The organism is Pseudomonas xantholysinigenes, from assembly GCF_014268885.2.
GTDB classification, from domain to species: domain Bacteria; phylum Pseudomonadota; class Gammaproteobacteria; order Pseudomonadales; family Pseudomonadaceae; genus Aquipseudomonas; species Aquipseudomonas xantholysinigenes.
In genome coordinates, this window is record NZ_CP077095.1 from 1,765,418 (window position 1) to 1,785,790 (window position 20,373).

Annotated in this window: 14 protein-coding genes; 7 read left to right on the plus strand and 7 right to left on the minus strand. The window is 64.7% G+C overall.

Features of this window, described 5'->3' with window-relative positions:
* The first annotated feature begins 2 nt into the window (after positions 1–2).
* The 3 genes from HU772_RS08025 to HU772_RS08035 all read left to right on the plus strand — a co-directional run bounded on the left by HU772_RS08025 (position 3) and on the right by HU772_RS08035 (position 2,652).
* Positions 3–827, plus strand: a complete 825-nt coding sequence (locus HU772_RS08025) for a mechanosensitive ion channel family protein (RefSeq protein ID WP_186661897.1) — start codon at positions 3–5, stop codon at positions 825–827.
* A 113-nt stretch (positions 828–940) separates the two neighbouring features.
* Complete coding sequence (gene sigX / locus HU772_RS08030) at positions 941–1,507, plus strand: RNA polymerase sigma factor SigX (RefSeq protein WP_036986838.1); 567 nt, start codon at positions 941–943, stop codon at positions 1,505–1,507.
* Between the two features lie 110 nt (positions 1,508–1,617).
* Positions 1,618–2,652 carry an OmpA family protein gene (locus HU772_RS08035; protein ID WP_186661896.1) on the plus strand — a complete coding sequence of 345 codons (1,035 nt, stop codon included), beginning with the start codon at positions 1,618–1,620 and terminating at the stop codon, positions 2,650–2,652.
* Positions 2,653–2,871: 219 nt separating this feature from the next.
* Here HU772_RS08035 and HU772_RS08040 read toward each other — a convergent pair whose 3' ends face one another.
* From HU772_RS08040 to HU772_RS08055, 4 genes are all read right to left on the minus strand, one after another.
* Positions 2,872–4,542 (minus strand): bifunctional protein-serine/threonine kinase/phosphatase, encoded by a 1,671-nt coding sequence (locus HU772_RS08040; protein WP_186661895.1) that lies wholly within the window; start codon positions 4,540–4,542, stop codon positions 2,872–2,874.
* Positions 4,542–5,753 carry a nitrate/nitrite transporter gene (locus HU772_RS08045; RefSeq protein WP_186661894.1) on the minus strand — a complete coding sequence of 404 codons (1,212 nt, stop codon included), beginning with the start codon at positions 5,751–5,753 and terminating at the stop codon, positions 4,542–4,544. The genes HU772_RS08040 and HU772_RS08045 overlap by 1 nt, the downstream gene beginning before the upstream one ends.
* Before the next feature lie 237 nt (positions 5,754–5,990).
* Positions 5,991–6,566, minus strand: coding sequence for an ANTAR domain-containing response regulator (locus HU772_RS08050; RefSeq protein WP_186661893.1), 576 nt, complete (start codon positions 6,564–6,566; stop codon positions 5,991–5,993).
* Positions 6,567–6,576: 10 nt separating this feature from the next.
* Positions 6,577–7,791, minus strand: a complete 1,215-nt coding sequence (locus HU772_RS08055) for a CmpA/NrtA family ABC transporter substrate-binding protein (RefSeq protein WP_186661892.1) — start codon at positions 7,789–7,791, stop codon at positions 6,577–6,579.
* Positions 7,792–7,918: 127 nt separating this feature from the next.
* Here HU772_RS08055 and HU772_RS08060 point away from each other — a divergent pair, with 127 nt between their 5' ends.
* On the plus strand, positions 7,919–8,944 hold the full coding sequence (locus HU772_RS08060) for a quinone-dependent dihydroorotate dehydrogenase (protein ID WP_186661891.1): 1,026 nt from the start codon (positions 7,919–7,921) through the stop codon (positions 8,942–8,944).
* 97 nt (positions 8,945–9,041) lie between these two features.
* On the opposite strand, the gene rmf is transcribed toward HU772_RS08060, so the two are convergent.
* Positions 9,042–9,257 (minus strand): ribosome modulation factor, encoded by a 216-nt coding sequence (rmf, locus tag HU772_RS08065; RefSeq protein WP_003248687.1) that lies wholly within the window; start codon positions 9,255–9,257, stop codon positions 9,042–9,044.
* Between the two features lie 549 nt (positions 9,258–9,806).
* On the opposite strand from rmf, the gene rlmKL reads away from it, so the two are divergent.
* Together rlmKL and HU772_RS08075 are read left to right on the plus strand one after the other, a co-directional pair.
* Complete coding sequence (gene rlmKL, locus HU772_RS08070) at positions 9,807–12,005, plus strand: bifunctional 23S rRNA (guanine(2069)-N(7))-methyltransferase RlmK/23S rRNA (guanine(2445)-N(2))-methyltransferase RlmL (RefSeq protein ID WP_186661890.1); 2,199 nt, start codon at positions 9,807–9,809, stop codon at positions 12,003–12,005.
* Between the two features lie 95 nt (positions 12,006–12,100).
* Positions 12,101–14,497 (plus strand): sensor domain-containing diguanylate cyclase, encoded by a 2,397-nt coding sequence (locus HU772_RS08075; RefSeq protein WP_186661888.1) that lies wholly within the window; start codon positions 12,101–12,103, stop codon positions 14,495–14,497.
* A 215-nt stretch (positions 14,498–14,712) separates the two neighbouring features.
* Here HU772_RS08075 and dacB read toward each other — a convergent pair whose 3' ends face one another.
* Positions 14,713–16,176 carry a D-alanyl-D-alanine carboxypeptidase/D-alanyl-D-alanine endopeptidase gene (dacB, locus tag HU772_RS08080; protein WP_186661887.1) on the minus strand — a complete coding sequence of 488 codons (1,464 nt, stop codon included), beginning with the start codon at positions 16,174–16,176 and terminating at the stop codon, positions 14,713–14,715.
* A 184-nt stretch (positions 16,177–16,360) separates the two neighbouring features.
* On the opposite strand from dacB, the gene HU772_RS08085 reads away from it, so the two are divergent.
* On the plus strand, positions 16,361–16,705 hold the full coding sequence (locus HU772_RS08085; protein WP_186661886.1) for a YggL family protein: 345 nt from the start codon (positions 16,361–16,363) through the stop codon (positions 16,703–16,705).
* 22 nt (positions 16,706–16,727) lie between these two features.
* Here HU772_RS08085 and HU772_RS08090 read toward each other — a convergent pair whose 3' ends face one another.
* A complete protein-coding gene (locus tag HU772_RS08090; protein WP_186661885.1) occupies positions 16,728–20,366 on the minus strand; it encodes a transporter substrate-binding domain-containing protein in 3,639 nt (1,212 codons plus the stop codon).
* Positions 20,367–20,373: the final 7 nt, after the last annotated feature.

Genomic DNA, 20,373 nt, shown 5'->3' on the forward strand with positions numbered 1-20,373 from the left:
ATATGGAACTCGATCTCTGGACCCAGAGCCTGGTCACCGCCATGACAGCCCTTTGGACCAAGGTGGCGAACTTCATCCCCAACCTGTTCGGCGCGCTGGTCGTGGTGCTGCTTGGTTTCGTCGTGGCCAAGCTGCTCGACACCTTGCTGTCCAAGGTGCTGGCCAAGTTCGGCCTGGACCGCCTGATGAGCGGCACCGGGCTGACCAAGATGCTCGCCCGGGTCGGCATCCAGGTGCCGATCTCGACCCTGATCGGCAAGATCGTCTACTGGTTCGTGCTGTTGATTTTCCTGGTTTCGGCCGCGGAATCCCTGGGCCTTGAGCGAGTCTCTGCGACCCTCGACATGCTCGCCCTGTACCTGCCCAAGGTGTTCGGCGCGGCGCTGGTGCTGCTGGCCGGCGTATTGCTGGCGCAGTTGGCCAATGGCCTGGTGCGCGGCGCCGCCGAGGGGATCGGCCTGGAGTACGCCGCTGGCGTTGGGCGCATTGTCCAGGGCCTGGTGATCATCATCAGCATCTCGGTGGCGATCAGCCAGCTGGAGGTCAAGACCGACCTGCTGAACCACGTGATCGTCATCGGTTTGATTACCGTTGGTCTGGCCGTTGCCTTGGCCATGGGCCTGGGTAGCCGGGAAATCGCCGGGCAGATTCTGGCCGGGATCTATGTCCGCGAACTCTACCAAGTCGGCCAGCAGGTGCGCATTGGCGAGGTCGAAGGGCACATCGAGGAGATCGGGACGGTCAAGACGACCGTGCTGACCGATGATGGCGAATTGGTGTCGCTGTCTAATCGCGAGCTGCTCGAGCAGCGCGTGAATAGCCGCTAACCGCACAAAAGCTGTTAATGTATGCCGCCGCGAAAATCGGCCCACGGGGCCGAGCGGCGACATTGACCTGACTGTCGGCCAGATCCGTTTTGAATAAAGTTCATTCGCCGCCCATGCGCTATGACCCCCGAGAGCTCACCGACGAGGAGTTGGTGGCGCGTTCGCATGAGGAGCTGTTTCACGTTACCCGCGCCTATGAGGAGCTCATGCGGCGCTACCAGCGCACGCTGTTCAACGTCTGCGCGCGGTACCTGGGGAACGACCGGGATGCCGACGATGTCTGTCAGGAGGTGATGCTCAAGGTGCTCTACGGGTTGAAGAACTTCGAGGGCAAGTCCAAGTTCAAGACCTGGCTCTATAGCATCACCTACAACGAATGCATCACCCAGTACCGCAAGGAACGGCGTAAGCGCCGGCTGATGGATGCCCTGAGCCTGGACCCTGTCGAAGAGGCGTCTGAGGACAAGGCACCGAAGCCGGAAGAGAAAGGCGGGCTGGACAGGTGGCTCGTGCATGTGAACCCGATCGACCGGGAAATCCTGGTGCTGCGATTTGTCGCAGAGCTGGAATTCCAGGAGATCGCCGACATCATGCACATGGGCCTGAGCGCCACGAAAATGCGTTACAAGCGTGCGCTCGACAAGCTTAGAGAGAAATTTGCAGGGTTGGCTGAAACTTAGTCGCCTGCAAATACCTCTAACCAACCGGCAAGTTCTGCTAGACTTGCCGTCGAGTTGTCCCCCGGATGTTGGTGGGACCGCTTAACTATCACCAGATGGGGATTTAACGGATGAAATTGAAAAACACCTTGGGCCTTGCCATTGGTTCGCTCGTAGCCGCCACCTCGATTGGCGCTATGGCACAAGGCACTGGCGCTGTAGAAGTCGAAGGCTTCTACAAGAAAGAATTCTTCGACAGCCAGCGCGACTTCAAGAACGACGGCAACCTGTTCGGTGGCTCGATCGGTTACTTCCTGACCGACGACGTTGAACTGCGTCTGGGTTACGACGAAGTCCACAACGCTCGTGGCGACGATGGCAAGAACATCAAGGGCTCGAACACCGCCCTGGACGCCGTTTACCACTTCAACAACCCGTACGACGCTATCCGTCCGTACGTGTCGGCTGGTTTCTCCCACCAGTCCCTGGGCCAGACCGGCCGTGGTGGTCGTAACCAGTCCACCTTCGCCAACGTTGGCGCTGGCGCCAAGTGGTACATCACCGACATGTTCTACGCCCGTGCCGGCGTCGAAGCTCAGTACAACATCGACCAGGGCGACACCGAGTGGGCCCCGAGCGTTGGTATCGGCCTGAACTTCGGCGGTAGCCCGAAGCAAGCCGAAGCCGCTCCGGCTCCTGTTGCCGAAGTCTGCTCCGACAGCGACAACGATGGCGTCTGCGACAACGTCGACAAGTGCCCTGACACCCCAGCCAACGTTACCGTTGACGCTGATGGCTGCCCGGCTGTTGCCGAAGTCGTTCGCGTTGAGCTGGACGTCAAGTTCGACTTCGACAAGTCGGTCGTCAAGCCAAACAGCTACGGCGACATCAAGAACCTGGCTGACTTCATGAAGCAGTACCCACAGACCACCACCACCGTGGAAGGTCACACTGACTCCGTCGGCCCAGACGCTTACAACCAGAAGCTGTCCGAGCGTCGTGCCAACGCTGTCAAGCAAGTCCTGACCCAGCAGTACGGCATCGAATCCAGCCGTGTTGACTCGGTTGGCTACGGTGAGACCCGTCCGGTCGCCGACAACGCCACCGAAGCTGGCCGCGCCGTTAACCGTCGCGTAGAAGCTCAGGTAGAAGCCCAGGCCAAGTAATTGGTTTGAAGCTTCACGAAAAACCCGGCCTTGGCCGGGTTTTTCTTTGCCTGGATTTCTTAGGGTAAACCTCGTACCCCTTTGTAGGAGCGGCCTTGTGTCGCGAAAGGGGTGCGTAGCAGCCCCGGCAATCTTGCGTGATGCCGAAATCCTGGGGGCGCTACGCACCCCTTTCGCGACACAAGGCCGCTCCTACACGAAACGTGAATGCCTGCGCGCTCAGCGTTTGAGCAGCACCAGCCATAACACCAGGTTCAACAGCAGCGACACCAACCCAATCGTGCGCCATACCTTCAACGGCTCGCGCTCCAGCAGCGGCCGTGGCCGTTCGGCCAGCTCCTGGCGATCTCCCCGCTCCAGCAACAGCAACCACTGCTCGGCGGTCTCGAAGCGCTGCGCCGGGTCTGCCGCCACCGCTTGCAATACGTTGCGCTGCAACCACTCCGGCAAGTCCGGACGGTAACGCGCCGGGTTCACTGGCGTGCCGAAGCGCGGTCGCTGGAACGCCTCGACCTCGCCATAGGGGTAGTGGCCGGTCAGCAGGTGATAAAGCGTCACGCCGACGGCATACAAGTCTTGGCGTGGGCTCGGCGATGAGCCTTCGAAAGCCTCCGGCGCCAGGTATGAGGGCGTGCCGGGGAGGGTATTGGGTTGATCTTCGGACAGGCCCGGGCAGTAGGCCAGGCCGAAGTCCAGCAGACGCAACTGACCATCGTCGCCCAGGTGCAGGTTGTCCGGCTTGATGTCGCGGTGCAGCAGGTTGCGCCGGTGCAACACGCCAACGGCCTGCAGCAGCTGGCGAGCCATTTCCAGCCACTGCGGCAAGGGCAGCGGGCCATCGGCCTTGAGCTGGGCGCCAAGGGTCGTGCCGGCATACGCACGCATCAGGTAGTACAAGTGCTGGCGCTGACTCGCCGGATGGACTTCGGGGAAATGGCGGCCAGCGACACGGCGCAGGAACCACTCTTCCAGCAGCAAGGCTTGGGCGGCCCCGGACTCCAGGTCGCGCGACTGCGGCAGGGTCTTTAGCAGCCAGGGCAGGCCATGCGGGTCGCGGACCTGGTACAGCAGCGATTGTCGGCTCTGGGCCAGCAAGCCATCGACCTGCCAGCCATCGATCAGTTGGCCGTCACGCAGCGCGCCAGGCAGCGGCCATTGCTGAAGTTGCGCGAGGGTGTCGCCCAGGCTGCTCGTGCCCAGTTGCTCGACCTGCACCAGCAGGGCGCTGGCGTTGTCCTGGCTGCCTGCGTGGTGGGCGGTGGCCACCAGGGTGTCGGCGGCGTCCTGCAGGTCGCTTTGCTCGCGCAGGATCGCCTGGATGCGCTGATCGCCGACGCTGGCCCAGACGCCATCGCTGAGCAGCAGGTAGCATTCACCCTCGTGCAGCTCACCCTCCAGGTAGTCGACCAGCACCTGTTGGTCCAGGCCCAGCGCGCGCTTGAGCACATGCTGCATGCCGGGTTGGTCCCAGACATGGTCTTGGCTCAGGCACTGCAACTGCCCGGCATGCCAGCGGTAGACCCGGCAATCGCCGATATGGGCGAGGGTGAAGCGCCGGCCGCGCAGTACCAGGGCGCTGAGGGTGGTCAGCAATGGCTGGCCGTTGCCCTGGGCGCGCAGCCAGCGGTTCTGCGCGCTCAGCAGGCGGTCCAGGGCCTGGGCCACGCTCCAGGTGGCAGGGGTGGCGTAGTAGTCCAGGGCCAGGGCCTGCAAGCTGGCCCGTGCCGCCAGGCCACCGTCGGCGCACTGGCTGACGCCGTCGGCGAGGGCGCACAGGTAGCCCTTGCTGGCGGCCAGTTCCGGCGCGGGGGTGACCAGGCGCAAGGCATCCTGGTTCTCCGCGCGCGGCCCGATGGCGCTGGCCTGGGCGAATAGCAGGCGCAAGCTCATCAGACCCGCGCCGCGGTGACGGCCGCCGAGCCCCAGGTGGTGCGCCAGCGTTGCTTCACGCCGTGCAGGCCGAACCAGGCCAGCAGGCCCAGGCTGGCGAACAACCAAAGGCCGAGCTGATAGTCGCCGCTATGCTGCTTGATGGCCCCCAGGCCGGCGGCGAGCAGGAAGCCGCCAATGCCGCCGGCCATGCCGATCAGCCCGGTCATCACGCCGATTTCCCCGCGAAAGCGTTGCGGGACCAGCTGGAACACTGCGCCATTACCAGCGCCCAGGCCCAGCATGGCACTGACGAACAGGGCCAGTGCCGCCACCGCGCTGGGCAGGTTGAAGCCGACGGCGGCTATGCCCACGGCGGCCACACCGTACATGGCCAGCAGGGTGCGGATACCGCCGAAACGATCGGCCAGGGCGCCGCCCAGCGGGCGCATCAGGCTGCCAGCGAACACGCACGCGGCGGTGTAGTAGCCGGCGGTGACCGGGCTCAGGCCGTACTGGTCGCTGAAGTAGCCGGGCAGGGCGCTGGCCAGGCCGATGAAGCCGCCGAAGGTGACGCTGTAGAAGAACATGAACCACCAGCTGTCACGGTCGCCGAGGGCCTTGAGATAATCGGCCATGGCCTTGGGCTTGGGCCGTTGTGGGGCGTTGCGCGCCAGCAGGGCGAACAGTGCCAGGGTCAGCAGCAACGGCAGCAGGGCGAAGCCGAACACGTTGTTCCAGCCAAAGCCGGCGGCCAGGGCCGGGGCGAGCAGGGCGGCGAATACCGTGCCGGAGTTGCCCGCCCCGGCAATGCCCATGGCCTTGCCCTGGTGCTGCGGCGGGTACCACTGTGAGGCTAGCGGCAAGGATACGGCGAACGAGGCCCCGGCGAAGCCGAGGAACACGCCCAGCAGTAGCGCCTGTTCATAGCTGTGCACGCCCAGGTACCAGGCGCAGGCCAGGGCGACGATCACCACCACCTGGCCGATCAGCCCGGCAGTCTTGGGCGACAGACGATCGACCAGCAGGCCCATGGCAAAGCGCAGTACGGCGCCGGCGAGGATCGGCGTGGCCACCATCAGGCCCCGTTGCTGGGCGCTCAGTTGCAGGTCGGCGGCAATTTGCACCGCCAGGGGGCCGAGCAGGTACCAGACCATGAAGCTCAGGTCGAAGTACAGGAAAGCGGCGAACAGGGTGGGCACATGCCCGGATTTCCAGAAGCTCGTATTCATTGAACACCTCGTTGGGCGCGGAAACGAAAAGACGCCGCTGCCCGATCCACGACCGTGGAAGGGGCGAGCGACGTCTTTGTCGGAGGATGGGGCAGCCGCCGTTGGCTGCCGAAGTTTTCAAGGCAAGAGGCGGGCCAATGCTGCCTGGATTTCTCCCGGCCATGTGCAGTCCCTGTAGCAGGGGCCTTGCCGGGGCGCCCCTTGCAAGGATATTCCGCCGGCACGATGGCGTGACAGCTACCCCAGCATCTGCGCCATGGCGATGATCTGCTCCGCCACCTGGATCAGCTTCTGCTGGCGACTCATGGCCTGGCGGCGCATCAAGGTATAGGCCTGTTCCTCGTTACAGTCCTTCATCTTCATCAGCAGGCCCTTGGCCTGCTCGATACGCTTGCGCTCGGCCATCTGTTGGTCGCGGGCCAGTAACTGAGCCCTGAGCGCCTGGTCGCTTTCGAAACGGGCCATGGCCACCTCGAGGATCGGCCGCAACCGCGCGGCGTGAATACCCTCGACGATGTAGGCGCTGACCCCGGCCTGGATCGCCTGGCGCATGATCCCGGGGTCGTGTTCATCGGTGAACAGGACGATCGGTCGGGGGTGATCGCGGCTGACCAGCACCACGTGCTCCATCACGTCGCGGCCCGGGGACTCGGTATCGATCAGCACCACGTCCGGGCGCACCTTGTCGACGCAGGCGGGCAGGTCGATGCTCAGGTTGCCGGTCTCGATCACCTCGAAGCCGGCTTCGCTCAACGCGGCTTTCAGGCGACCGACCTTCTTTTCGGTGTCGTCGATCAGCAGGATGCGCAACATGTCCGAGCCCTCAGTGCCCGGCCCGCTGGCCAGGTGGGGTGTCCAGTGCGTGCAGCGCGAAGCTGCGCGCATAACCCTGGGGGTCGCTGCCATCCCAGCGGCTGCCGTCGAGCAACTGGCTGCTGCGCAAGGGCGGGTCGGCGCAGGGCACGCCCAAGGCCTGGGCGGCTTCGCGGTACAGCGCCAGTTGCTGGACCTGGCGGGCGACGCCGAGGTAGTCCGGGTCGTCGCGCAGGATCCCCCAGCGGCGGAACTGGGTCATGAACCACATGCCATCGGAAAGATACGGCAAGTTGGCCCGGCCCTGGTCGAACAGGCGCAACCCGTGGGGGTCGTGCCAGCGGTTGCCCAGGCCATCTTGATAGTCGCCGAGCAGGCGCGGTTCGATGCTCTCCAGTGGGCTGTCCAGGTAGGCGCCAGCACTGAGCAGGTGGGCGGTGCCGCGGCGGTTGTCCAGGCTCTGCTCGATGAAGCGGGCGGCGGCCAGTACCGCGCGGATCAACGCCCGGGCGGTATTGGGATAGTGCGTGACGAAGTCCTGGGTGCAGGCCAGGACCTTCTCGGGGTGGTCGGGCCAGATCGACTGGCTGGTCGCCAAGGTGAAGCCCTGGCCCTGGGCGATGGCGTCGGCCGCCCATGGCTCGCCCGCGCAGAATCCGTCGATGCGCCCGGCCTGCAAGTGGGCGCGCATCTGCGCCGGCGGTACCACCACGCTGTTGACATCGTGCAGTGGATGGATGCCCTGGCTGGCCAGCCAGTAATACAGCCACATGGCGTGGGTGCCGGTGGGGAAGGTCTGGGCGAAGGTCAGGCGTGCGCCAGCTTGGTGCACCCGTCGCGCCAATGCTTCAGGGGTGGTCACGCCCTGGCGTTGCAGGGCCGAGGAAAGGTTGATGGCCTGGGCGTTCTGGTTCAGCCCCATGAGTACTGCCATGGCACGCGTCGGTCCGCCGCCAACACCCAGGTGCATGGCATACGTCAACCCATACAGGCAGTGGGCGGCGTCCAGTTCGCCAGTGAGCAGGCGATCGCGCAGGCCGGCCCAGGAGGCCTGGCGGCGCAGGTTGAGGGTCAGGCCCTGCTGCTGGGCGAAGCCTTGGGTGGCGGCGACCACCACCGAGGCGCTGTCGGTCAGGGCCATGAAGCCGATATCCAGGCAGGGCTTTTCCGGGGCATCGCTACCGTTGACCCAGGCCAGTGGCAGTGTCGTTGGGGGCGTGTTCAAGGCATTCCTCGGGCGTTGGCGGGAGAGTGGCACGATGGTGATGTAGCAACCCATGTGCCATGGCCCTGTCACCCAGGCGACGCGCTGGCTATAATCGCCCCCTCACACACCGCGAGTCCGCCCGCCCATGTATACCCTGGCCCGCCAGATGCTGTTCAAGCTCTCCCCGGAAACCTCCCACGACCTGTCGCTGGACCTGATCGGCGCCGGTGGCCGCCTGGGGCTCAATGGCTTGCTGTGCAAGCAGCCGGCAGCGTTGCCGGTGACCGTCATGGGCTTGAACTTCGCCAACCCGGTGGGCCTGGCTGCGGGCCTGGACAAGAACGGCGCGGCCATCGACGGCTTTGCCCAGCTGGGTTTCGGTTTTGTCGAGATCGGCACCGTGACTCCGCGCCCGCAACCAGGTAATCCGAAGCCGCGCTTGTTCCGCCTGCCAGAGGCGACCGCGATCATCAACCGCATGGGCTTCAACAACCTGGGCGTCGATCACTTGCTGGGCCGGGTGCGCGCCGCGAACTACAGCGGCGTGCTGGGCATCAACATCGGCAAGAACTTCGACACCCCGGTCGAGCGCGCCCAGGACGACTACCTGATCTGCCTCGAGAAGGTCTACAACGACGCCAGCTACATCACCGTCAACGTCAGTTCACCCAATACTCCTGGCCTGCGCTCGCTGCAGTTCGGCGACTCGCTCAAGCAACTGCTCGATGCCCTGGCCGAGCGCCGCGAGCAGCTTGCTCAGGCGAACGGCAAGCGTGTGCCATTGGCAATCAAGATCGCCCCGGACATGAGTGACGAAGAAACCGCCCTGGTGGCTGCGGCGCTGCTTGAATCGGGCATGGACGCGGTAATCGCCACCAACACCACCCTGGGCCGCGAAGGGGTCGAAGGACTGCCGTTCGGTGGCGAGGCGGGCGGTCTGTCGGGCGCCCCGGTGCTGACCAAGAGCACCCATACGGTGAAGGTGCTGGCGGGCGAGCTGGGCGGCAAGTTGCCGATCATCGCCGCCGGCGGCATCACCGAAGGTCGCCATGCCGCCGAAAAGATCGCCGCGGGTGCCAGCCTGGTGCAAATCTACTCGGGCTTCATCTATAAGGGGCCAGCGTTGATCCGCGAGGCGGTGGATGCGATTGCGGCGATGCCGCGGCAGTAACCGGCAGACATAAAAAAGGGGTCCCTCAAGGGACCCCCTGGGCCGCAGCCCGCCGCCCGGATGGGGCGCGCATGGTGCTCGAATTCAGTGTCCTCGTTCAGCCAACGGCGTGATTTTCGTTGAGTCTGTGGATGCCAGCGGTGCCGGTCATGCCGTCCCAGTTATCACCGCGGCCCTCGCGCCAGCCGTTGATCCAGGCTTGACGGACGGACGGCAGGTTGAATGGGCAAAGTTCGCGGGATTTGCCGGTGACTCCATACTGGTAGCCACGTGAATATGCTCTTTCCAACGGATCACGCTTAAGTCTTCTCATAGGGTGTTGCCCTCACTTGTTGACTGTAATGTCCCGTCGGCCTCTCCGAGGCCGGGCAGAATCGTTCTGCCGGTATGCGCCCGCTGCCGGCGTGGCGGGCTGGAAGTGTCGCCTCGTTGCGAGACGACCTGAGGTCAGTTCTATCGAATGCGGGTCACAGTGTGAATGATCGATTTGTCATAAGGACGTAACCTTTCATAGGTTGAAAGGATAAGTAAATAAATGCGACTCAACCTTGTTTGCCGTTGAGCCCGCTATGATCAGGGTTTAGCCAGCACTGAAGTCATATGGCCAGTGTTGCTGCTTGATGACTGAAATATTCAGTAATGCGACGAAGGGTCACATCTGTGCCTAGCGTCGAGGAAATTTTCATACTGCCCGGCGATCAAAGCCACTTTCGCCCCTGGCGAAGGGGCTATCCGCCGGGCGGCCCGGCCTGGCGAGAAGACTCGCCGGGCCACCCGGACGCTTGCTGGAAGGGCGTGCGGGCAAACATCGACCGCCGATGCGTCGGCGGCCATCTACCTAGCCCAAGGCTCTGGATTGCACATGTCGGACCGTTTCGAACTTTACCTTACCTGCCCCAAAGGCCTCGAAGGCCTGCTCGCCGAGGAGGCCCGCCAACTGGGCCTGAAAGAGGTGCGTGAACACACCTCGGCCATTCGCGGCGATGCCGACATGGAAACCGCCTATCGCCTGTGCCTCTGGTCGCGTCTGGCCAACCGTGTGCTGCTGGTGCTCAAGCGCTTCCCGATGAAGAACGCCGACGATCTGTACGACGGCGTGCACGCGGTCGACTGGGCCGACCACCTGGCTGCCGATGGCACCCTGGCCGTGGAGTTCAGCGGCCACGGCTCGGGCATCGACAACACCCACTTCGGCGCGCTCAAGGTCAAGGACGCCATTGTCGACAAACTGCGCAACCGCGAGGGCCTGCGTCCGTCGGTGGAAAAAGTCGACCCGGATGTGCGCGTGCACCTGCGCCTGGACCGTGGCGAGGCGATCCTGTCCCTGGACCTGTCCGGGCACAGCCTGCACCAACGTGGCTACCGTCTGCAGCAGGGCGCCGCGCCGCTGAAGGAAAACCTGGCGGCGGCGGTGTTGATCCGCGCCGGCTGGCCGCGTATCGCCGCCGAGGGCGGCGCCCTGGCCGACCCGATGTGCGGTGTGGGTACGTTCCTGGTCGAGGCGGCGATGATCGCCGCCGACATGGCCCCCAACCTCAAGCGCGAGCGCTGGGGCTTCAGCGCCTGGCTCGGCCATGTGCCGGCCCTGTGGCGCAAGGTGCACGACGAGGCCCAGGCCCGAGCCGAGGCAGGCCTGGCCAAGCCGCCGTTGTGGATCCGTGGCTACGAGGCCGACCCACGCCTGATCCAGCCGGGGCGCAACAACGTCGAGCGTGCAGGCCTGGGTGACTGGGTGAAGATCTACCAGGGCGAAGTGGCCAGCTTCGAGCCGCGTCCGGACCAGAACCAGAAAGGCCTGGTGATCAGCAACCCGCCCTACGGCGAGCGCCTGGGTGACGAGGCCAGCCTGCTGTACCTCTACCAGAACCTCGGCGAGCGCCTGCGCCAGGCCTGTATGGGCTGGGAGGCGGCGGTATTCACCGGTGCGCCCGAGCTGGGCAAGCGCATGGGGATTCGCAGCCACAAGCAGTACGCCTTCTGGAACGGCGCGCTGCCGTGCAAGTTGCTGCTGTTCAAGGTCCAGCCCGACCAGTTCGTCACCGGCGAGCGCCGCCAGGGTCCTGTCGAGGCGGTGGAAGGTGAGTTTCGTCGTCCGCAGCCGGTGGCCAGCGAGCCAGCACGCCTGTCCGAAGGCGCGCAGATGTTCGCCAACCGCCTGCAGAAGAACTTCAAGCAGTTGGGTAAGTGGGCCCGCCGCGAGAAGATCGATTGCTACCGGGTCTACGATGCCGACATGCCTGAGTACGCCCTGGCGGTCGACCTGTATCACGATTGGGTGCATGTTCAGGAATACGCCGCACCGCGTTCGGTCGATCCGGAAAAAGCCCAGGCGCGCCTGCTCGATGCGCTGACTGCGATCCCACAAGCCTTGGGCGTCGACCCGCAGCGCGTGGTGCTCAAGCGCCGCGAGCGTCAGAGTGGCACCCGTCAGTACGAGCGCCAGGCGACCGAAGGGCGTTTCATGGAAGTCGAGGAGGGCGGCGTCAAGCTGCTGGTCAACCTCACCGACTACCTGGACACCGGGCTGTTCCTCGACCACCGCCCAATGCGCCTGCGCATCCAGCGCGAGGCCGCCGGCAAGCGCTTCCTCAACCTGTTCTGCTACACCGCCACGGCCAGCGTGCACGCAGCCAAGGGCGGCGCGCGCAGCACCACCAGCGTCGACCTGTCCAAGACTTACCTGGACTGGGCGCGGCGTAACCTGTCGCTGAACGGTTTCTCCGAGCGTAACCGCCTGGAGCAGGGCGATGTGATGGCCTGGTTGCAGGCGGCGACAGAGAGCTATGACCTGATCTTCATCGACCCGCCGACTTTCTCCAACTCCAAGCGCATGGAAGGTGTATTCGATGTGCAGCGCGACCATGTCGAGCTGCTTGACCTGGCCATGGCGCGTCTGGCGCCGGGCGGCGTGCTGTATTTCTCCAACAACTTCCGCAAGTTCCAGCTCGACGAGCACCTGGCGACGCGCTATGCGGTGGAGGAAATCAGCGCCCAGACCCTGGACCAGGACTTCGCCCGCAACAACCGCATCCACCGTGCCTGGCAGTTGCGTTTGAAGTAAGCCGACGAGGTACATGGCGCCGCTGCTGGCCAGTGGCTATAAAACAGTACAGGGCGGGACAATTCGCAGGACGCTGACGTTGTAGAGAGTCCTCTATGTCGAACCCAGGCGTACCTGCGAAGCTGCCGGGCCTGCTCGGCGACGAGCTGTCGGCCTGGGTTGTGGCCTTGGCGGCGCTGGTCGCCGGGTGCCTGCTCAGCGCCGTGCTGGCCACCGCCACCCACGCCTACCACAAGCAGCAGTTGCGCCAGCGCTTCGAGCTGCTGGCCAGTGAGCGCTATAGCCGTATCGCCGAACGGTTCGAGGAACAGGAGCAGCGCCTGGACGGCTTGCGCCGCTTCTTCAGCTATTCCAGCGAGATCACCCCCCGCGAATTCGACGGCTATGCCCGGCCCTTGCTGCATCGCACCCAGGCCTATTCGTGGGCGCCGCGGGTCGAGGCCGCGCAGCGCGAAGCCTTCGAGCAGCGTGCCAGTGCCTGGCTTGGGCAGCCCTACCAGATCCGCGATCGCGATGCCCAGGGCGCTTGGCATCGAGCGCCCGCGCGCGACTACTACTATCCGGTGCTGTTCACCCAGGCGGCGAGCAGGCAGGGTCAGCCCTATGGCCTGGACCTGCGCGGCCAAGCGCTGCGCGAGGCGACCCTGGCCAGGGCCTTGAGCCCTGGCAGCATGGCGGTGTCCGCGCCGTTGGACATGCTCAGCGTCGAACCGGCCTATACTCGCGGCCTGCTGATCGTCGCTCCGGTGTTCGCCGATACGGCGGTCGCCGACGCGCCGCCCAGTGGCTATGTCATGGCGTTGCTGAGCCTGCGCCAACTGATCGCTGAAAGCCTGCCCACCGTGGCCGACGATAATCTGGTGGTGCGCATCCTCGACCTGTCCGGCGCGGATGGGCATGAGGTGCTGTTCGACTCGGGCAATCCGCCAGCGCCCATGGACCTGGCCAGCAACCACCTGTTGCATCTGGCCGATCATCACTACCAATTGGATATCCGCGCCAGCCAGAACTTCCTCGCGGCCAACCGCTCCTCGGCAGTGACGGTGGTCAGTGTGCTGGGCGTTCTGCTCAGCCTGATGTTGGCAGCCTTGCTGTACAGCCTGTTCAACCAGCGCCAGCGCGCCTTGGGGCTGGTCGCCCGGCGCACGGCGCAACTGCGGGTCAGTGAGCAGTCGTTGCGAGAGACCCACAATCAGCTGCGCAGCGTGCTCGATGCCGCGACCCAGGTGGCGATCATCGCCACCAGCCTGCGTGGGGTGATCGGCACCTTCAACGCTGGCGCCGAACGCATGCTGGGCTATTCAGCCGACGAGGCCCTGGGTCGCCTGACCCTGGAGGACCTGGTGCAGCCCGAGGAGCTGCATCGGCGCGGCCATGCCTTGAGCCAGCGCTACGGTCGCGAGGTCGGTGCCGGGCAGGCGATGTTCGCCGAAACGGTGCAAGAGGGCGCGGGCGAGCCGGCCGATTGGACCCTGGTGCGCAAGGATGGCAGCCACTTGCTGGCCAACATGCTGGTGACGGCGGTGCTCGACGAGCAGGGCTTGTGGGTGGGCTACCTGGCGATCTGTATCGACGTTACCGAGCGTCGTCGGGTGCATGAGGCGCTGGCGGCGCGTGATCGCCTGCTGGAAAAGCTCAGCGACGAGGTGCCGGGGGGGATTTATCAGTACCGCCTGGATGCTGACGGTCATTCCTGTTTCCCCTACGCCAGCCGGGGTTTGCACGATATCTACGAGGTCGACCTGGCGTTGCTGCACCAGGACGCCGCGGCGGTATTCGAGCGCATTCATCCCGACGACCTGGAGCGGGTGCGGCGCTCGGTGCGTTATTCCGCCGAGCAGTTGACGCCCTGGCGGGAGGAGTATCGGGTGTGCCTGCCACGTGCCGGGCTGCGCTGGGTGCGGGGCGAGGCGACGCCAGAGCTCGGTGACCATGGCTGCACGCTCTGGCACGGCTATCTCACCGATATTACCGACCTCAAGCGGGTGGAAGAGGAATTGCGCACCTTGTCGGTCACCGATGCCCTGACAGGCATCCACAATCGTCGGTATTTCCAGGAACGCCTGCGCGGCGAGTTGGATCGGGCGCAGCGCGATGGGCTGGATTTGGCGGTGATCATGCTGGACATCGATCATTTCAAACGGATCAACGACCAGTTCGGCCACGCGGTGGGGGACCATGTGCTACGCAGTCTGTGCCAGCGGATCGGCCACCGGCTGCGGCGCACGGATGTGTTCTGCCGCTTGGGCGGCGAGGAGTTCATGGTGCTGTGCCCCGGGAGCAACGCCGGGCAGGCGCGGGTGTTGGCGATGGAGCTGTGGCAGGGGGTACGTAGCGTGCCGGTGGAGGGTGTCGGGCGGGTGACGGCGAGCTTTGGTGTAGCGGGGTGGCGGCCCGGAGAGGGCGCCGATGCGCTGCTGTTGCGAGCGGATGCGGGGGTCTACACAGCCAAGCAGGCGGGGCGGGATCGGGTTGAGGGCGAGGTGCCTTGAGAGAAGGGCGTCAAGTATTCGCCGAGGGATCGTGCTGGGGGCAAGTCATTAGGAGTCAGCTTTGCAGGCGAGCCAGGCAACGCGGTGCCTGGCACCGGCTGCGCCGGTGTTCGCGGCTGAAGCCGCTCCCACAGGGATAGCGCCGACCTTAAGCCATGCGCTGCGCCTGTGGGAGCGGACCGAGGTGCAGAAAGTTTATCGGCAAGCCCCTCGGCTCAGGGCATCACGCCAACCGTGCCATTACCCACCTTCGGCTGCCGGTAGAGGTCCAGCAATACCTGATCCAGCACCTGCGAGGCGCCCCAAGGCTTGGGGTCGTTGAGGATCGCCGCCACGGCCCAGGTGTGGCCATTACTGTCGCGGCTGAATCCGGCAATCGCCCGCACGGTGTTCAGGGTGCCGGTCTTGATATGCCCCTCGCCAGTCATGGCCGTGCGCTTGAGGCGCTTGCGCATGGTGCCGTCCATGCCCACCAGCGGCATCGAACTGATGAACTCGGCGGCGTACGGGCTCTTCCACGCGGCCTGCAGCAACGCCGCCATTTCCCGGGTGCTGACCCGTTCGGCGCGGGACAGCCCCGAGCCGTTCTCCATCACCAGGTGCGGCGAGGTGATGCCTTTCTTGGCCATCCACTGCCGTACCACGCGCTGGGCGGCGCGGGCATCGTCGCCGTCGGCGTCGGTGCGGAACTGCGCGCCGAGGCTGAGGAACAGCTGCTGGGCCATGGTGTTGTTGCTGTACTTGTTAATGTCGCGGATCACTTCCACCAGGTCCGGCGAGAAGGCCCGAGCCAGCAGGCGCGCGCTCTTGGGCACGTTCTCGAAGCGGTCGCGGCCCTGGATGCTGCCGCCCAGCTCGTTCCAGATGGCGCGCACCGCGCCAGCGGCGTAGGTCGGGTGGTCGAGCAGCGCCAGGTAGGTCTGCGAGTTACAGCCATCGGCCAGTTGTCCGCTGACGGTCACGCTGACGCCATCGGGCTGCACCACGGGGTTGTAGCGGACCTCACCGGTGCATTGCTTGCCCGACAACGCCTTCACCTGGTTGTCGATGCGGATGCTGGCGATCGGTGGCTCGACCGAGACCGTCACCTTGCCGCCGTCGTTGCGGGCAACGAAGCGCAGGGCCTTGAGGTTGACCAGCAGCGAATCCGGCTTGACCAGGAACGGCTTGTTGTCGTCGCCGCCATCGTCATTGAACTGTGGCAGGTTGGGTTGCACGAAATGACTGCGGTCCAGCACCAGGTCGCCGGTCACGGTACGCACGCCGTTGGCGCGCAGGTCGCGCATCAGCAACCAGAGTTTTTCCATGTTCAGCTTGGGATCGCCGCCGCCCTTGAGGTAGAGGTTGCCGTTGAGCACGCCATTGCTCAGGGTGCCGTCGGTGTAGAACTCGGTCTTCCATTGGAAGGTCGGCCCCAGCAGCTCCAGCGCAGCGTAGGTGGTCACCAGCTTCATGGTCGAGGCAGGGTTCACCGACACATCGGCGTTGAACACGGTCGCGGTGCCCGGCCCGTCAAGTGGCAGCATCACCAGGGACAGGGCCGAGTCTTGCAGTTTGTTGGTCTTGAGTGCCTGCTGCACCTTAGGTGGCAGGCTGGTGTTGACGGCGGCGGCCTGGACGGACAGCGAGAATGGCAGGAACAGGCCGGCGAGCAGTAGTGGGCGGAGCGTCTTGATCATGAGTGCGCGAACCCTGCGGGCGAGGGAAAAGACAACGGGGCTGTAAAAATGATGGCCCCAGGACGAAATATAGTGCGCATTATGCCCCAAGCGTGGTGAACATGGGCTGTGTTCGACGGAAAAGCGCCGTTACCGTGTGGAAACTGGTAAAGTGCCGCGCGTAATTAATTGAGAGGATTGTTTCATGGCTACCAACCGTTCCCGTCGTCTGCGCAAGAAACTGTGCGTGGACGAATTCCAGGAGCTGGGTTTTGAACTGAACCTGGGCTTCAAGGAAGACCTGTCCGATGAAGCCATCGATGCCTTCCTCGACGCCTTCCTGGCTGAAGCCATGGATGCCAACGGCCTGGATTATGTCGGCGGCGACGACTTCGGCCTGGTCTGCAAGGCAACCCGTGGTTCGGTCAGCGAAGAGCAGCGTGCGGCTGTCGAATCCTGGCTCAAAGGCCGCAGCGAACTGACCAATATCGAAGTCAGCCCACTGCTGGACGCCTGGTACCCGGAAAAACCGATCAACTCGGCTTCCTGATCGGCGCAGGCGGCGCCCGTTGTCAGTGCGCCGCCTCACCTGCCTCGGCCAGGCGCAACTGCCTGGCCAGGGCCTTCTCCGCGCGCCGCATGTGCCGCGCCAGCGCCTGACGGCGTTTCTTTCGTTCGTCCACGGCTAGACCGGGCGTCTCCAGGGCTTCACACGCCTGCATCAATGACCTTGCCTCCAGCATGCGAGCCGCGCTGAGGATCTTGTGCGCCTGCGCGCAAAGCGTCGCCTCATCCTCGCTCGGGTCAATGAGCATGAGGGTTTCCAAGTCTTCGCGAAGGCTTTGGCGCAGGGCACCGAGCAGGCGTTGGCGGTCGCCGGCATTGTCGCCGACGATGGCCGACAGGCCGGCGAGCGCGATGGGCGAGGGCGATACCGGGCAGTAGCTGCATTGCCGGGATAGGTGTGCAACCTGTGTGAGGCGCTGACCGAGGGCTTGCAAACCGATGGGCTTGAGCAGGCAGTCGTCCATGCCGGCGTCGAGGCATTGCTGGCGCACCTCGGGCTGGGCATTGGCGGTATAACCGAGCAGGCAGCAAGGTGGTCGGCCTTGCTGGCGTTCCTCGGCGCGCACCGCCCTGGCCAGTTCATAGCCATTCATCAAGGGCATGTTGCAGTCGATGATCAGCACGTCGAAACAACCTTCGCGCCATTTGCGCAGCCCGTCGCGGCCATCACTGGCGGACTCCTGGCCCAAGCCCAGGTAACTCAACTGTTGGGCCATCAACAGCAGGTTCGCGGGGTGGTCGTCGACCACCAGGATGCGCAGGTGTGAGTCGGGGCGGGCGATATCGCTGTCGAGCAGCGTTACGGTTTCGCTCGGGTCGATGCAGTGCAGCGGCATCACCAGGCGTACCCGGGTCCCCACGCCGTGCAAGCTCTGCAAGTCGAGCTCGCCGCCCATCATGGTGCACAGGTTACGGCTGATGACCAGGCCCAGCCCGGTGCCGGCGCGGGCACCGTCGCTGTAGGGGTTGGCCTGCACGAAAGGCGAGAACAGGCGCTGCAGGTCATGCGCATGGATACCGATGCCGCTGTCGCGGACTTCGAGATCGAGCGTCGGTGTGGCGGACGCGTCGTCATGCCGCAGGTCGACGGTGATGCGCACCTGGCCCTGTTCGGTGAACTTGATGGCGTTGCTTACCAGGTTCGACAGCACTTGCTTGAAACGCACCGGATCGAGCATCGCATGGCAGCGCGCCTGATCGGCGATCACCACATCCAGCGCCAGGCCCTTGTGACGGGCCAGGCCCTCGAACACCCGCCCGACCGACTCGACCAATGCTGCCAGGTCCACAGGTTCTGGAGCCAGGGACAGGTGCCCGGATTCGATCCGGGCGATATCCAGGATGTCGCCGATAAGCCCCAGCAGATCCTTGGCCGAATGATGGGCGACCTCCAGGGCTGGGCGGTCGAGCCGGCCCTGGTCAGCACGTCTTAGCGCCAGCTCGAGCATGCCGATCAAGGCGTTCATCGGCGTGCGGATCTCATGGCTGATGGTGGCCAGGAAGGTGCTTTTGGCGCGGTTGGCGTCGTCGGCTTGTTGCTTGGCCAGGCGCAGGTCCTGAACCAGGGCGCGGCGCTCGCTGATATCGATCCAGCCACCGATGATGCCTTGCATCTCGCCCAGCGAGTCGCGGTAGGGCAGGATCCAGTGATAGATCGTCAGTTGCCTGCCATTCAGGCGCAGGGGGCGATCGAGGATCAGTGGCCTGCCTTGGGCCATGACCTGGCGGTAGTCGTCCTGCACCTGGCGGGTGTAGTCATCATCGCTGACGGGGCTATCGTCGAGACACTTGCCGATGACCTGGTCGAGGTCGGCGCCCAGGGCCTGAAGGTAGCTGTCATTGCAGCTCTGCAGGCGGCCTTCGCGGTCGCGCACGTACATGGGGTGAGGCGTGCCGTTGAGCAGCGCGCCCATGAATTCCAACTGGTCGTTCAGGGCCCGTTCGGCGCGCTGGCGCTGCCTGATCTGACGGCGCAGCCGGGCGTTCCAGACCAATGCGACCACCAGTAGGATGCCAATCACGCCCACCACTTGCAGGATGATGCGGCGATAGTTGCGCCAGTAGGCATCGTCCATGCCGTGGTCGCGCCAGCGGCTGTTGATCACGCCCAGCTCTTCCGGCGAGATGCTCAGCAACGCCTTGTCGAGTATCGAGGCCAGTTCACCGGCCATGGCAGTAGTCGCCATCGAGAAGGTCGCCGGTTCCGTGCCGACGGTGCTGCGGATGACCAGGTCGTTGCTGTTGGCGAGCATGTGGTTGGCGTCGATCAGGGTGGCGATCGCCGCGTCCACCGCGCCGCTGCTGAGCAGGGCCATGGAGTAGTAGGTACTTTCGGTGGCGACCTGGTGGACCTGTGGGTGATGGGTACTGAGCAGACCAGCCACGGTGCTGTCGCGGGGCACGGCGACACGTTTGCCTTTCAGTTGCTTGAGGCTGGCCGGATGGTCGGTGCCGGTATGGCCGACCAGCACGTAGGCGCTTTCGAGGTAGGGTCTGCTGACTAGCAATGGGTCGCCCTGGCGGGTATCGGTGGAAAGGCTGGCGATGATGTCGGCGCGTCCAGACTCGAGTTGGTCGAGCATGTCGCCATCACCGCTGGCGCGGCGAATCTCGAAGCGCAGGCCGGTGCGTAGGCGGATGAGTTCGAGCAGGTCGGCGACGATACCGCGCAGGCGCCCGTTGCTGTCGAAGAAGGTCAGGGGGGCGGCGGTCTCGTTGACCACCACGCGCATGACCGGATGATTGCGTAGCCAGGTTTCTTCCCGTGGCGACAGTTGCAGCTTGCGGTCGGTCAACAGGCGGCCGCTGCTGGCGCTCCAACGTTTGAAAATGTCGTTGCGGGTGGCGGTGGGCTGGGCGTCCAGGGCGGCATCGATCAGCGTGCGCAGCATTGGGTCGTCCGCGCGCAGGGCGAAGCTGAAGCCCACTGCTTCATGTTTGCCAAAGTTGGCCATGCGCAGGTGAGGCAAATGCCCTTGGCTGATCAAGTAGTGGGTGGAGACGGTGTCGCCGATGAACACGTCGGCTTGTTCGAAGGCCACGGCATTCAGTGCCTGGGTGGAGGACTCGAATGTCAGCAGTTCGGCCTTGGGGTAGCTGGCATGGATTTCCTCGGGCGGCAGGTAGTGATAAAGCATGCTCAGGCGCATGCCTTCCAGGCCGGTGTCCAGCGCCCGCGTCTCGTCTTCACGAGTCACCAGTACAGGTTGGTCGATGGCATAGGGGCGCGACAGTGCCAGCCCTTCGGTGGCAGCTTCATAGCCATTGGCGCTACCGAGCAGGTCGATTTGGCCTTTTTTCAGCGCAGCAACTGCTTCCGGCCGGTTCGGGAAGCGCACTACCCGTACCTTCAACCCCAGGGCATTGCCGATCAGGCCTGCGTAGTCGGCGGTGAAACCTTGGTACTCACGTCCTCCGGTGGAGATGTCGAAGGGGGGATAGTCGGGGGCCGATGTCCCGAGTATCAGTTCGCGGCGTGTGGCGAGCCAGCGCTCTTGGCCTGGACTCAGGTCTGGCCGCACCACCGCAGGCGACGAGCGGCTGAGCAGGGTGTAGGTGCGACCGGTTTCGGGGGCGACACAAGCGCCATGCAGGGGGGTGCCCAGGCTCAGGCACAGCAGCGACGTATAGACGTACCTCCACATGCCAACC